Here is a 13,357-nt window from a genome sequence, read left to right as displayed (position 1 = left end):
CCGGTCGAGCTAGTTGTAACCGAGCACGATGTGCTCGGCCGAGGTCTCGCTCTCGGCGGGTCGCCTCGGCTCCGGAACGAACGCCGTCGCGTCGGCCTCAGTGGTCCCGCGCGGGTCGATCTCATCGCCCGTCACTCGAATTCGCACCTGTGCCGTCATGGCGTTCCTCCCGGCCTTCGATGAACGACTCACTTGACAACCAGGATGGACCCGGCCGATCGGGAGCCGGTCGTGACGCGCTCGAGGACGCCGGCGGCTCGTGCCGAGCAAGGAAAAAGTCGCCGGCGAGGGGGTGCCGGTAGTGCCCTTGTGGTATCCAAAAACCAAGGAGCACACCATGACCGAGCGCCTCGACCCGTACGAGATCTACGCCGACGACGAACTCGACGTCGACCTGCCGGGCCTGTCGTGGCCCGACCCGGCCGTCCCCGAACAGCGGGACCGGCAGTGAGCGCGGCGGAACGGCAGCGGACCTGCGCGGTCTGCGGGGGCCCGTTCGAGTCCGGGGAGCGAACGGACCTGGAGGCGGTGATGGACGGCGGCGTCCTCTACGTCGCCGTGCACCCCTGTCACAGCACGTATCCACCGCGGCGGGAGACCGAAGCCGCGCGACGGCTCACCGCGTGAGCGGGCTCGTCTCGGCGTGGCTCCGGGCGCGGACGGGAGTATGCCGCGCCCCGCGTGTCCACGAGGACCCTTCGCGTGGCGAAATGTCCGGCTGGAGCCTGGATGCGCGGTTCACGAGTGGTTAGAATGGTTCGCTGTCGAGAGCAGGGCGAACGTGTCGTGTTGCGAGCCCTGCCGCGCCCGTGACGGCCCTCAGCGCAGGACCGACGTGCGCCAGGTCGCCGGGGTCCGGGACGACCAGGCGGACCGCGCCGGCGCGGCGGGCGGAGGCGCGGCCGAAGCGAGTGCGGTGAAGACGGCGACGAGCGCCGCCAGTTCGGCGTCTTCCGGGTCCCCCCGCAGGACCCGGAAGACCGGCACACTGTCCTTTTCGGACGGTGACATGGTGCCCCCGGTCAGATCGGATGGTTGCCGTGTTTGCGCTGAGGTGCCGCCTTGCGCTTGTCCTGCAGCATGTCCAGCGCCCTGGCGACGGCGGACCGAGTGTCGGCGGGGTCGATGATGTCGTCGACCAGCCCGCGTTCCGCCGAGTACTGCGGGTTCATGAACTCCTCGGTGTACTCGGCGACCAGGTGGGCGCGCAACGCGTCCGGATCGGGCGCGACGGCGAGATCCTTGCGGAACAGCACGTTGACCGCGCCCTCGGCGCCCATCACGGCGATCTGGTTGGTCGGCCACGCCAGCGACAGGTCGGTGCCGATGGACCGCGAGTCCATCACGATGTACGCGCCGCCGTAGGCCTTGCGCAGGATGACCTGGATCCGCGGCACGGTCGCCTCGCAGTAGGCGTGCAGCAGCTGCGCGCCGTGCCGGATGATCCCGGAGTGCTCCTGCTCCACCCCCGGCAGGAAACCCGGGACGTCCACCAGGGTCACCAGCGGGATGCCGAAAGCGTCACAGAACCGCACGAACCGCGCCGCCTTCTGCGAAGCGGGACCGTCGAGCACGCCGGCGAACACCACCGGCTGGTTGCCGACCAGGCCGACCACGCGCCCGTCGATCCGCGCGAGCGCGCACAGCACGTTCCGCGCCCATCGCTCGTGCAGCTCGAAGAATTCGCCGTCGTCGGTCAGTTCCGTGAACACGTCCCGCATGTCGTAGGGCTTGTTCGGCTCCACCGGGACGAGCTCGGCGAACCTCGGCCGCCGGTCCTTGCCCGCGTCCCGGGCGGGCTCACGGGGCGCGGGCTCCAAGTAGTTCGACGGCAGCAGCGAGACCAGGTACCGGACGTCGGCGAGGCAGCTCTCCTCGTCGTCGTGCACCACGGTCGCCACGCCGGAGGACGCGCCGTGCACGTCCGCACCGCCCAGTTCGTCGTGGCTGACCCGCTGCCCGGTCACGGTCTCGACCACGTCCGGCCCGGTCAGGTACATCCGGGCGGTGTCGCGCACCATGAAGACGAAGTCCGCGAGGGCGGGCGAATACGCCGCCCCGCCCGCGCACGGCCCCAGCACCACGCTGATCTGCGGGATGACACCGGACGCCTCGACCTGGCGGCGGAAGATGCCTCCGTAGCCGTTGAGCGCCATGACGCCTTCCTGGATCCGCGCTCCCCCGCTGTCGTTGAGCCCGATCAGCGGCGAACCGGTGGCGATGGCCAGATCCATCACCTTGTGGATCTTCGCCGCGTGCGCCTCGCCGAGCGAACCGCCGAAGACGGTGAAGTCCTGCGCATAGACGAACACGCGCCGTCCGTCGATGGTGCCCGAGCCGGCGATCACCCCGTCGGTGTACGGCCGGTTCTCCGCCAGCCCGAGCCCACTCGCCTGATGCCGCCGGTACAGCTCGACCTCGGTGAAGGAATCGGGGTCCAGCAACAGATCCAGCCGTTCACGCGCGGTGTGCTTTCCGAGCGAATGCTGCCGGCGGACGCCGTCGAGCCGTCCGTCGACGATGTGCTCGCGCAGTTCGTCGCGCTGGGTGCGCAGCAACGGCATCGTCGGTTCGGCGGTCGCCCAGACCGGTTCGGTGCCCCTGGCGAGCGGGATCACCCGCCCGTCGGTCGCCCGCGGGAGCCGGGGGCGCCGCAGCCGGTCCTCCGGCAGCGGCACCACCTCGGAGTCCTCCGCGCGCTGAGCGCCCGGATCGCCCTGCAGGGTCACGCCGCCTCCCTGAGCCTGGCCTCGCGCTCGAGCTCGTCGAGTTCGATCTCCCGCTCGATGTCGCGCCAGCACACCCCACGCCCGAGCCGGGGCATCGTGGTCACCACCGGCGGTCGTTCGGTCGAGGACACCGGGGCGGATGTGGCGGATTCGTTGATGGTCATGACAATTCCTCTCCCTGTCAGGCCGATGCCCGGATCCGGCCGTCGATCTGGTGGTAGCCGCCGCTGTAGAAGACCAGCGAGTCCTGCGCGGTGCCGCGGCTGGAGGCGACCACCTTGCCGAGGAAGATCGAGTGGTCACCGCCCTCGTAGACCTCCGCCAGCTCGCATTCCAGCCACGCCAGCGCGCCGTCGAGCAGCGGGGCGCCGGTCCGCGGCCCCGCCGTCCAGTCCACCGGGTCGAACTGCGCCAGCCCGGCCGGGCGGCGCCAGTCCGCGAAGTACTTCGCCAGCTCCTTCTGGTCCGACGCCAGCACCGTGACCGCGTACGACCCCGCCGTCACGATCGCCTCGTGCATCCGGGCCGCGCGGGAAACGCAGCACAGCACCATCGGCGGCTCCAGTGACACGGAGGTGACGGCGTTGGCGGTCATCCCGTGGGCCCGTTCGCCCCCGGCGGTCAGCACGGTGACCCCGGTGGCGAACTGGCCCATCACCTCCCGCAACCCGGACTGCGCGGACAGCCGCCGTCGCGCGGCGGGTGTCGGCAGGCGTTTCAGCACCGGCCGCGAAGGCTCCTCCACCTCGCCCACGTCACTCCCCCTTGCCGTCGACGGCGTACGGGGCCAGTGCCTCACGCAACTGCTCGGGCACCCGGCTGGGGACGGTCGCCGTGTTGGGGCCGCGCATGCACGCGATCCGCTGCCGTCCGCGCGCCACCAGCCGCTCCCCCTCGTCGGTGAGGTGGACGTAGTCGAAGGTGAACTGGATCTGGGTCTGGGTCAGCTCCTCCAGCCGCAGCCGGATGGAGAGCTCGTCGAACGCGGTGATCTCCGCGTAGAACTCGCAGTCCACCTTGAGCGTGAAGAGCTTCAGGTCGCGGCGGACCTCTTCGAGCACCGCCGGCGCCTTCTCCTTCAGGAACATCTCGCGGCACCGGCCCTGCCAGCGCACGTAGTTCACGTAGTAGACGTTGCCGACCAGGTTGGTCTCTTCGAATCCGACCGTGTGCAGGATCTCGTAATAGTCGGCCATGTCAGTTTCCCTCTCCCTGGAGCACCGCGAAGACCACGGGATCGGTCCGGTCGTTGACCGTCGTCACCCAGGTGGCGATGCGGGCGGCACCGTGCGAGAGCACCGCCCAGCCGTCCGGATCGACCCGGTGCACGGTGAGTGCCTGTGTCATGTCCCCGGTCTTGCGCACGCATTCGAGCGCGCTCCAGACCCTGGTGTGCGCGACCGAAAGCGGCTCGCGGGTGTCCGCGGCGAGCAGTTCGCCCACCGAAAGCAGGTCCTCGCCGAGCAGCCCCGCCCAGTCCTGCGGCGTCCGTTCGATCGCCGTCTCGACGTCGCAGGCGATCCGGCCGTCGCCCGCGATCGCCAGGGTGAGTCCGGCGCTGTGCGACGCGCTGACCTCGACCCCGTCGGCCTCCGGTTTCCCGTCCGGCCGGTAACGGATCTCGAGCGGGGTGTCGACGGCGCGACCGGCGGCCAAGGCCGTCTGCGCCCGTCGTTCCGGCGTGGTCTCCACGGAAACGCCCACCGGGTCCGGTTCGACGACGACCGCGCGGGACGAGCCGAGCAGTCGTTCGACCGAACGCTCCAAATAGGACCCGAGCATCGAGGGGACCCAAGGCCCTGCACCGTCGCGTTTGCGCACCGCGCGCAGTTTCAGCCCTTCCCACCGCTCGACCAGCCTCCCGTCGGGGTTGCGGACGTCGAGGTCGTAGAGGTAGCTGTCGCCGTCCTGCGAACGCTCGCGGGCGTCGAGGAGCACGTACTCCGGGTCCTGCTCGCCGGGTTCGGCCAGGTACAGCCGCTCGATCCCCTGCGGCAGCAGGGTGGCGTCCGGGACGCAGCACTGGATCGCGTGCATCATGGCGTCGCGGGTGCCCGGATCGGCCAGAAGCTGTTCCTGCGGCAGGAACGGCGCGAACCAGTCGACCTCGGCGCCGGTCGCGATCTCCGCGACCGCGTGCCGCGCACCGGCCCGGCGATATCCGGTGACCCGCTGGAATCGCTTGCCCTGGAACAGGACGGTGCCGTACAGCTCGGTCGTCGGGTCGACCGGGACCGGCGGCAGCGCGACGTCGCGGACGACGGTCTCCCCGAGTGGATCCGGCCGGGAGAAGCGCAGCCGGGCGCGGAAGTGGTCGGCGCTGAACCCGGTCTCCCCGCTGCGCAGCACCACGTCCACCGTTTCGGCGTCCCTGGCCAGCGCGGCGAGCCGGATCGTGGTCGACCCGCCCGGTGAGACGATGATCGGGCGCAGGAACTCGACGTCGGAGAACACCGGCGCCGGCAGGGTTTCCGCGCCCAGCGCGGCCTTGGCGACCTGGGTCATCGCCTCCATCCCGATCACCGCCGGGAACAGCAGCTGACCGTCGAGCAGATGGTCGGCGAGATACGGGTCGCTGCCCGCGGAGAGGTCGGCCTCGGTGATCAGCTCGACCCCCGGGTAGTGCACGACGGCGCGGTCGACGAACCGGGTCAGCGGCAGTTCGCGTTTCTCCACCGGCAGGGTGACCAGGCCCGCTGTCCGGCCGCAGACGACCAGTACCGACGGGGCGGCCGGGTCGCCGACGACCTGGCGAAGGATCTCGATGCCCTCCTCGGTCGGGATCGGGGTGATGCCGTCGCGCAGCAAAGCACTGACGACGCCGAGCTTCTCGCCCATCCCGGCCCCGGACCAGACCGACCATTCGAGGGCGATCGCGCGGGCTCGGGGGTGCTCCCGGCCGAAGCGGACGGTCAGTTCCGTCATCCAGTCGTTGGCCGTGGCGTAGTGCGCCTCACCACGCAGCCCCGCCCGGCCGATGATGCTGCCGAAGGTCACCAGCAGTTTGATCTTGTCCTGGTCGACGGCGTCGAGGACGGCGTTGAGGCCGCCGATCTTCGGCGCCAGCGTCTTGCGGAAGGTCTCCTCGGTCAAGGAGAACAGCGCGGCGGGCTCGTTGCGGCCCGCGCCGTGCAGTACCGCGGTGACCGGGCCGAACCCGTCCTGGATCCGGCTGACGGCGTCGGCCACCTGGCGGGCGTCGGTGACGTCAGCGCGTTCGTAGCGGTAGGTGATGCCCGCCGCCGCCATCCGGCCGAGGTTCTCCGACAGTTCGGCGTCGTCGGCCGGGTCGCTCCGGCCGAGCAGCGCGAGTTTCGCGCCGGAATCCTTGGCCAGCGCCAGAGCGCTCTCCGCGGTGATGCCCTTGCCGCCACCGGTGACGAGCAGGACGTCGCCGGTGTCCAGCGGGGTCGCCGGTGTCTCGGCCGGGGTCAGGGCGCCGAGCTTCGGCACCGTGCGGATTCCTGCGGCGTCGTAGCGGACTTCACTGAAGTCGCCGGTCGCCGCCACCTCGGTGACCACGGTGGACACCGCGGCGCGGACGGCGCCGGGGTCGGCCGGGCGGACGTCGGCGAGGTCGACGATCGTGGTCCGGGCCGACGGGTCCTCCAGCCGCAGCGTCTTCGCCAGGCCGGAAGCACCGAGACCGTGCTGCACCACGACGAACCGCGTGCCGTTGGGCGCGGCCAGCACCGCGCGGGCCGCGTCCAGGAACAAGCCGACGTCACCGGAATCGCTGTCCTCGTCCAGGCACAGGAGGACACCGTCGCCGACGCCCGCGGTGGCCAGCGCCAAGCGCAGCGGCTCGGCCAGCGGATGCCCCTCCGGGGAGAACGCCGTCCACTCCGCTTGCGAGAGGCCGACGGTGCCCGGCGTGAGGTCGGGTGACGGCTTCGGCGCGACGACGTACTCCACCGCGAACGGCCGGACCCACGGCCCCACCCCGGCGACCTCGGCCTGGTTGCTGTCGGCGGGTTTGGCGGTCTGCGCGAGTTCGTCGATCATGTCGGCGAGTTCGCCGAGGCAGACGGTCGCGAAGTTCGGCATGCCCTCCAGCGCCGGACGGCCGAGCGCCCGGGTCACGTCGTTGACCAGCTGACCGACGGTGATCGACGAAAGGTGCAGGTCGTCGAGCGGATGCGTGTCGGCGGTGACCGCTTCGAGCGGCAGTTCGACCCGCTCGGAAGCCAGTTTCCGCAGCAGTTCGAGGGTGCTGCTGTCGCCGGTCGGCGACGCCGTCCCGGTCGTGGCCTCGGCGGGTTCGGCGACCCGGTCGCGGGCCAGCTCCGCGTCGATGGACGGCGCTGCCTCGCACGGGCTGGTGAGGAACGAGAATTTCCCGTCCACCGGCAGTGCCCGCACGACGCGGCCGTCGAAGAGCGCGGAGGTCTCCAGCGGGGTGCCGAACGCGAACGCGGCACCGGCCACCTTCAGCACCGAAACCAGCGTCGGGCTGTCGGTGTCGATCGCGAGTGCCGGGGTGCCGGGCGCGATCGCGCCGAACAGTCCGGTGAGCACGCGGCCGGGGCCGACCTCGATCACGAGGTCGCTGCGCTCGGCGACCTTCGCGGCCGCCTCACGGAAGCGGACCGGCAGGACCACCTGGTCGCGCAGCAGGTCACGCAGGTCTTCGGCGGCGTGCAGGACGTCGCCGGTGACCGTGGAGACGACCGGCCGGTCGAGCCGGGCGAAGTCGAACGTGGCGAGTTCGCCGGTCATCGCCTCGGCCGCCGGCACGACCGCGGGCGAGTGGAACGCGTGCGAGACGTTGATGCGGGTGGCGGTGACGCCTTCCGCGCGAGCACGGGTGACCACCCGGTCGATCGCCTCCGCCGGTCCGGAAAGCACGGTCTGCTCGGGAGCGTTGTACCCCGCGATGACGACTTCTTCGCCCTCGGCGAGCCGCTCGGCGACCCCCGGGCCGGCGGCGATACCCGCCATGGCACCGTTTCCGTCGCTCGCGCTCGCCATCACCTTGCCGCGGATCTTGGCCAGCCGGAGGACTTCGCGTTCGGTGAGCGCGCCGCCCCAGTGCAGTGCGGTCAGTTCACCGAGACTGTGCCCCGCGGCCGTCCGCGCCTCGATGCCGAGGCTCTTCAGCACCCGGAGCCCGGCGAGCGAGCCGGTGACGATCCGCGGCTGCGCGACGTCGGTGGCGACCTGGTCGGCACCGGCGGACAGGCCAGCCGCGCGGTAGATGTCGTCGGCGTGCCCGAAGCGCTTGCGCAACGCGCCGACCGTGCCCTGCCCGGATCCCTGACCGGGGAACAGGAAACCGATCTTCGGAGCCGTCGAACGCGCACTGGCGAAGAGGCCTTCGCGGGACGAAAAGACCTCCGGCTCTCCCTCGCCCAGGAGGTCGAGGAGTTTGGCCAGCTTGCGCTCGGCGTCCTCCGGATTGACCGCGACGACCGCGGCGCGGACCGACTTCCCGGACAGCTCCGCGGAAAGCATGCCCGCGAGGTCCGCGAGTTCGGCGAACGACAGCTTCGGCACGACCTCCAGCAAGCCGGTCACCTTGCCGCGCAGCGACGCGGCGTCGTCGGCGTCGAGGAGCAGCAGTTCGCTGTCCTGCCGTCCGGCGACCAGCGACCGGGTCTTCTCGTCGAGTTCCTTGCGCCGCGCCGCACCCGGCGCTTCGGTGACGGTGACGTGCGAGTTGATGCCACCGAACCCCATCGCGGAGACCCCCGCGCGGACCGGGTGGTCCGAAGGCCACAGCCCGGCTTCGGCCGGGACGTACATCCGCGCGGAGTCGCCGGTCAGCGACTCGTGCGGTTCGAAATGGCCGGTCGCGGGCGGGATGACCTGGTGGTAGACCGCCAGTGCGGCCTTGATCAGCCCCGCGACCCCGGCCGCGGCCTTGGTGTGGCCGATGTTGCCCTTGATCGTGCTCAGCGCGGCGCGGTCGGCGAGCGGGTCGGCGTCGCGGCGGGCGGTGGAAAGCGCCTCGATCTCGGTGGCGTCGCCCAGCGCGGTCCCGGTGCCGTGTCCTTCGAAGTAGGAGACGGTCTCGACCCCATAGCCCGCCTTCTCGTAGGCCCGCTTGAGCGCGAGGCGGTGACCCGACGCCTCGGGCCGGGTGATCCCGCCCTTGCCGTCGGAGGAGACACCCCAGCCGCCGATGGTGGCGTAGATCCGCTTGCCCTGCGCGATGGCGTCCTCCTCGCGCATGAGCACGAGCATGCCGGAACCCTCGCCGGGCCAGAAACCGTTGGAATCGGCGTCGTAGACCTTCATCTCCCGCTTGGCGAGCGCGCCGGTCTTGGCGAACCCGATCACCTCGAACGGGTCGATCGACAAGTCGACACCGCCCGCGACGGCGACGTCGAGGTCGCCCTCCGAAAGCGCGTTCGCCGCCGTGACCACGGAGAGCAGGGACGACGAGCAGGCACCGTCCACGGTGAAACCGCCGCCGCCGAAGTCGAAGAAGTTGCAGACCCGGCCGGCGATCGTGTTCGCCAGCCCGCCCGCGAGCGTGTCCTCGTCGATAGCGGGGAACGGCGCCTTGTACTGCGCTTCGAGATCGTGGAGGAACGCGGCGGTGTCGCCCTCGGCCCAGCCGCGCCCGGCGAGTGCCGCCGCGATGGTCCGGCGCACGTACGGCCAGCGCAGCCGCATGATGTTGGCCCGCGAGAACTCGCCGGTGAGGCTGTTGCCGATGACCACACCGGTGCTGGGCCGCGGCAGCCCGTCCCCCTCGGGGAAACCCGCGTCCGCCAGCGCCTGCGCGGCGACGTCGAGGGCGAGCCAGTGCGTGGTGTCGGTCGAGCGGAACGTACTGCCCGCGACCTTGTACTTGATCCGGTCGAACTCGTAATCCCGGAGTACAGCGGCCTTCTGGGCGTAGAAACGGTCCGGGGCCTTCGGGTCGGGCGAGTAGTAGTCCTCGCGGTTCATCCGCTCGTCGGGCAGTCTCCGGAACGCCCGGCGGCCGGCGAGGACGTTCTCCCACAGTTCTTCCGGGGAACCGGCGTCCGGGTATCGGAGACCGATACCGACAATCGAAATCCGCTCAACGCTCATGCCACCGCACTCCCCTAGCTCTCAACCACTCAAGTCACGGAACCGGCGGCCCGGCACCGGGAAAACGGTGGCCGTCCGCATCTGCAGTCCGGTCAAGCATGAACCGGAGCAGGGCGAGAAGTCTTCTCTCATGTTGTTGAAGGCGGGCCGACGAATCCGGCGGCCGCCACGGAAGCGCGTTCCGTGGCGGCCGCCGTGACCTGCGGGCCGAGCCGCCCAGGGCAGCCTGCTCGCGGGCGAAGCCGGTGCTCCCGGCTTGCTTCCTCGAGGCGCTCGATCCGTCCACTCAGGATCGCCCGTCCGGCGGCTCGGCGTCTTCTCCTGGGCTGGCCTGGATACGGGCCAAGGCAGCCGGCAGGTGACTACTCGCGAACGGGCGTGAGCGAGACGCGGTGAGCCGCGGCGGCGAAACTCGTCCACCCCACGAGCTCGACCAGTTCTCGATCCCCCCATTCCCGCGGCGGCCACCAAAGCGTCGTCGGCCTGATAAGGCGCCTTCGCCACCACCAAGGCCAGCCGGACCGCGGGATCGTCGAAGGCGTCCACCCAGGAACGACTCAGCCCTGGCGCGGAACCGTCCCATGTGGACAGCTCTCGTGCCACGGTGTCCCGTACCGCCGAAGGCACCGCCAGCGAGGCGAAGGCCGACGAAGCACGGGAGAACGCGTCCTCCACGACCGGATTCCCCGCGGCCCAGGAGAAATCCCGTGACCCTGCCGACAGCAGGTCCAACGACTCTCCGGGCAAGGCCTCCGACGCCGGGCGAAGGAGCCGCCCCAGGACGGCCTTCGCCCTGGACCGCGCCGAGTCCGGCACGGTCGAGGGCAGCGGCGACGGTCCGAGGAACACGCTCACCATCCGGTTCAGGTAGTGGAACGTGAACGCGACCGCGGTCAGCTCCGCTCTGGCCGCCACGGACAGCTCCCCGGCGAACGGATCCGCGATGGGGCGTCCTTCGGCGATCGCCGAAGCCTCCGAGGAGCGCCCGAGCGAAGCCAGGGCCATCCCATGGACCTCGACACAGTACGGACACGAGTTCGCCCGCGACACCAGTGTCGCGACGACCTCACGATCCGCCCTGCTCGTCGCCCCCGCCGCCACCAGCGATTCCCGCAGCATCACCCAGCTCGCCGCGAGCACCGTCGGTGACGGCGAATGCAGTGCCACCGGTGGGGCCAGCATGCCGAATTCGCGCTCCAGCCGACGGTAGACGTCGCGCACGAGCCCGGTCGCCCGGCCGTACGGAACCGGCCGGACGTACCGGACTTCGCGCAACACCCGTCTCAGCGCGAGTCTCACCAGCACGGGTGCCATGCTCAGCTCCCGGCCACCAGCGACAGCTTACTCACCGCACGCCGTCCGGTGATCGAGCCGTCCGGAGCGGGCGCGCCGTACGTGACGTCGACACCGCGCGCCTGCAACGCCCGCACGATGCCCGGCACCGAACGCTCGGCCAGCGCCGCGATCGTCATCGCCGGGTTCACCGTCAGCGCGCCCGGCACGGAGGCGCTGTCGGTCACGAAGATGCCGGGATGGTCGCGCAGTTCGTGGTTCGGGTGCAGCGCCGAGGTCTCCGGGTCGTCACCGATCCGGCACGACGCCAGCGGGTGCACGGTGTACGCGCCGACGACGTCGTTGGTCCACGGCGCCACCTTCGCCAAGCCGTCTTTTTCGAGGATCTCCTTGCACTCCGCGTCGGCCAGCGACCAGCCGTGCAGGGTGTTCGGCGTCGGGTCGTACTTCAGCGGCCCGCGGCCGAGCATCTGCTGGGAGATGCGGTAGGCGTTGCCGGTGGGCGGCGGCGCGCCGAAGACACCCTCGTTGTCGTCCTCGGTCATCAGGAAGATGGTCAGCCAGGACGACCACTTCTTGAGGATCTCCTTCTTCTGCGCGCCGAACCAGCGCGGCTCGTCCCCGTCGGGCACCTGCGCGAGGATCGTGCCAAGCCCCGGCGGGAAGTACAACTGCTCCAGCGAGTACCGCTCGTACTCCGGAAGCGAACCGTCGAGCTTGTCCCAGTTCGCCACGGTCGGGCCCTTGCCGATGTGGTTGGCCTCGTAGACCTTGCCGTCCTCACGGGACAGTCCGAGCACCTCGCGGACCCGCTCCTCGTCGATGATCGCGGTGTTGAGCCGCTCACCGTTGCCCGAGAAGTACCGGCCGACCGCGTGCGGCATGGTGCCCAGCGCCGCCTCCGAACGCTGCAGGATCACCGGGGTCGCGCCGGCGCCCGCGGCGATGATGACGACCTTCGCGTCGATCGTCCCGCTGCCGGTCCGCGCCCGGTAGTCCGTGTCGTCGACGACGTTGAAGTGCACGCGGTAGTCGCCGTCGTCGATCCGCTCGATCCGCTGGACCTCGTGCAGTGGCCGGATCTTCGCACCGTGCGCGAGCGCGGCGGGCAGGTAGTTGGTCAGCAGCGAGCGTTTCGCGTCGAACCGGCAGCCCGCCATCATGAAGTTGCAGTTCACGCAACGGTCGTTGTCCACCGCGACCGGCGCCGGGTTCGCGGTCCGGCCGGAGTGGTCGCACAACGCCGCCCACAGCCCGCCCGCGTACGAGACGTCGTTCCAGTCCTGTGTGGACACCGGAAGCGACTCCGAAACCCGGTCATACCAAGGCTCCAGGGTGTCACGCGTCAGCACCGAAGGCCACATCCGGCGGCCGATGCCGCCATGTCGCTCGAACACGAACTTCGGCGCACGCGGCATCGCGGCGAAGTACACCACGCTGCCGCCGCCGACGCAGTTCCCGCCGAGGACGCTCATCCCGTCGCCGACGACGAAATCGAAGGCCCTGGTGTAGGACGAGCCGAGCAGGTAGTCGTGCTCGAACTCCTTCGTCTCCAGCCACGGCCCGCGTTCCAGCACGGTGACCTTCGCCCCGCCCGCGGCCAAGTGATAGGCGGGGATGGAGCCACCGAATCCGCTGCCGACGATGACGACGTCGGTCTCGTCGTGAGCGTTCATGCCTTCTCCTCGTAGTCGGTCCCTTTGCGTCGCATGAACGGGCACTGTGTCGATGATTCGCTCGCAGGCTCGCTCATGCGGGACTCCCGGAAGGCGTGGTGTCAGGGTGGAGTCGCGCCAGTTCGCGACGATAGGAGAACTTCGGGAACCGCCACAGGCCGTCTTCGTCCGGCGCGGTGTACCCCATCGCCAGCAGGCCGGGATGTCCCTCGGCGATCGCTTCGGCGGTGTGCTTGTGCGCCGCGCTGTCGAAGGACATGTTGCAGAACAAGGCGAGGCTGACCCAGCCGTCCTTCTCCGGATGCCCCGGCGCGGTCAGCGACCGCACGAGCGCCGTCCTGTCCACGAAGGACAGTGCGACGAACGTCGGCAACCCCTTGTCGAGTTCGAGGGCGCGCTGCTCGGCGTAGATCTTCGCGTGCTCGTTGAGCGCCTGGGCCAGATAGGGCAGCCCGACGGTCACCCCGGTCGCCTCGGTGTGCAGCAGCTCGAGCGCGCCCGCCACGACCGCGCCCGGCCCCGGTGACGCGCCGGCGATCGCGTGGTCCCCGGGAAACCGCTTCTCCCCCGGCACGATCGTGTCCGCGTAGGCCTCCAAAGTGGACACCTCGACCTGTTCGTCCGAATCCACGG

General features: G+C 70.5%; 10 protein-coding genes and 1 pseudogene. 1 reads left to right on the top strand and 10 read right to left on the bottom strand.

What is annotated here, in order from left to right:
- Window positions 1-9 precede the first annotated feature (9 nt).
- Window positions 10-135, bottom strand: coding sequence for a hypothetical protein (locus P3102_RS09030; RefSeq protein ID WP_276368091.1), 126 nt, complete (start codon window positions 133-135; stop codon window positions 10-12).
- A 312-nt stretch (window positions 136-447) separates the two neighbouring features.
- On the opposite strand from P3102_RS09030, the gene P3102_RS09025 reads away from it, so the two are divergent.
- Complete coding sequence (locus tag P3102_RS09025; RefSeq protein ID WP_276368089.1) at window positions 448-627, top strand: hypothetical protein; 180 nt, start codon at window positions 448-450, stop codon at window positions 625-627.
- A gap of 192 nt (window positions 628-819) precedes the next feature.
- Here the strand turns inward: P3102_RS09025 and P3102_RS09020 are convergent, their stop codons facing one another.
- From P3102_RS09020 to P3102_RS08980, 9 genes and pseudogenes are all read right to left on the bottom strand, one after another.
- Window positions 820-1,011 (bottom strand): acyl-CoA carboxylase subunit epsilon, encoded by a 192-nt coding sequence (locus P3102_RS09020; protein ID WP_276368088.1) that lies wholly within the window; start codon window positions 1,009-1,011, stop codon window positions 820-822.
- 11 nt (window positions 1,012-1,022) lie between these two features.
- Window positions 1,023-2,729, bottom strand: a complete 1,707-nt coding sequence (locus tag P3102_RS09015) for an acyl-CoA carboxylase subunit beta (protein WP_276368086.1) — start codon at window positions 2,727-2,729, stop codon at window positions 1,023-1,025.
- Window positions 2,726-2,893 carry a DUF6222 family protein gene (locus P3102_RS09010; protein ID WP_276368084.1) on the bottom strand — a complete coding sequence of 56 codons (168 nt, stop codon included), beginning with the start codon at window positions 2,891-2,893 and terminating at the stop codon, window positions 2,726-2,728. The genes P3102_RS09015 and P3102_RS09010 overlap by 4 nt, the downstream gene beginning before the upstream one ends.
- A 17-nt stretch (window positions 2,894-2,910) precedes the next feature.
- On the bottom strand, window positions 2,911-3,483 hold the full coding sequence (locus tag P3102_RS09005; RefSeq protein ID WP_276368082.1) for a flavin reductase family protein: 573 nt from the start codon (window positions 3,481-3,483) through the stop codon (window positions 2,911-2,913).
- 1 nt (window position 3,484) lies between these two features.
- Complete coding sequence (locus P3102_RS09000; protein WP_276368081.1) at window positions 3,485-3,925, bottom strand: acyl-CoA thioesterase; 441 nt, start codon at window positions 3,923-3,925, stop codon at window positions 3,485-3,487.
- A gap of 1 nt (window position 3,926) precedes the next feature.
- A complete protein-coding gene (locus P3102_RS08995; RefSeq protein WP_276368079.1) occupies window positions 3,927-9,755 on the bottom strand; it encodes a type I polyketide synthase in 5,829 nt (1,942 codons plus the stop codon).
- Between the two features lie 362 nt (window positions 9,756-10,117).
- Window positions 10,118-11,069, bottom strand: a pseudogene (locus tag P3102_RS08990) (carboxymuconolactone decarboxylase family protein).
- 2 nt (window positions 11,070-11,071) lie between these two features.
- Window positions 11,072-12,724, bottom strand: coding sequence for a GMC family oxidoreductase (locus P3102_RS08985; RefSeq protein ID WP_276368077.1), 1,653 nt, complete (start codon window positions 12,722-12,724; stop codon window positions 11,072-11,074).
- A gap of 73 nt (window positions 12,725-12,797) precedes the next feature.
- Window positions 12,798-13,355: a DUF5987 family protein gene (locus tag P3102_RS08980; RefSeq protein ID WP_276368076.1), complete on the bottom strand. Its 558-nt coding sequence runs from the start codon at window positions 13,353-13,355 to the stop codon at window positions 12,798-12,800.
- Window positions 13,356-13,357 lie beyond the last annotated feature (2 nt).

Origin of the sequence: Amycolatopsis sp. QT-25, assembly GCF_029369745.1 — a bacterium.
In the GTDB taxonomy this organism is placed as follows: Bacteria; Actinomycetota; Actinomycetes; order Mycobacteriales; family Pseudonocardiaceae; genus Amycolatopsis.
This window is presented reverse-complemented; position numbering and strand designations above follow the sequence as displayed.

Bases quoted from the DNA above. Each gene is read 5' to 3' on its own strand.
- P3102_RS09020 (WP_276368088.1), bottom strand. From the start codon at position 1,011: ATGTCACCGTCCGAAAAGGACAGTGTGCCGGTCTTCCGGGTCCTGCGG.
- P3102_RS08985 (WP_276368077.1), bottom strand. From the start codon at position 12,724: ATGAACGCTCACGACGAGACCGACGTCGTCATCGTCGGCAGCGGATTC.
- P3102_RS09010 (WP_276368084.1), bottom strand. From the start codon at position 2,893: ATGACCATCAACGAATCCGCCACATCCGCCCCGGTGTCCTCGACCGAA.
- P3102_RS09000 (WP_276368081.1), bottom strand. From the start codon at position 3,925: ATGGCCGACTATTACGAGATCCTGCACACGGTCGGATTCGAAGAGACC.
- P3102_RS08995 (WP_276368079.1), bottom strand. From the start codon at position 9,755: ATGAGCGTTGAGCGGATTTCGATTGTCGGTATCGGTCTCCGATACCCG.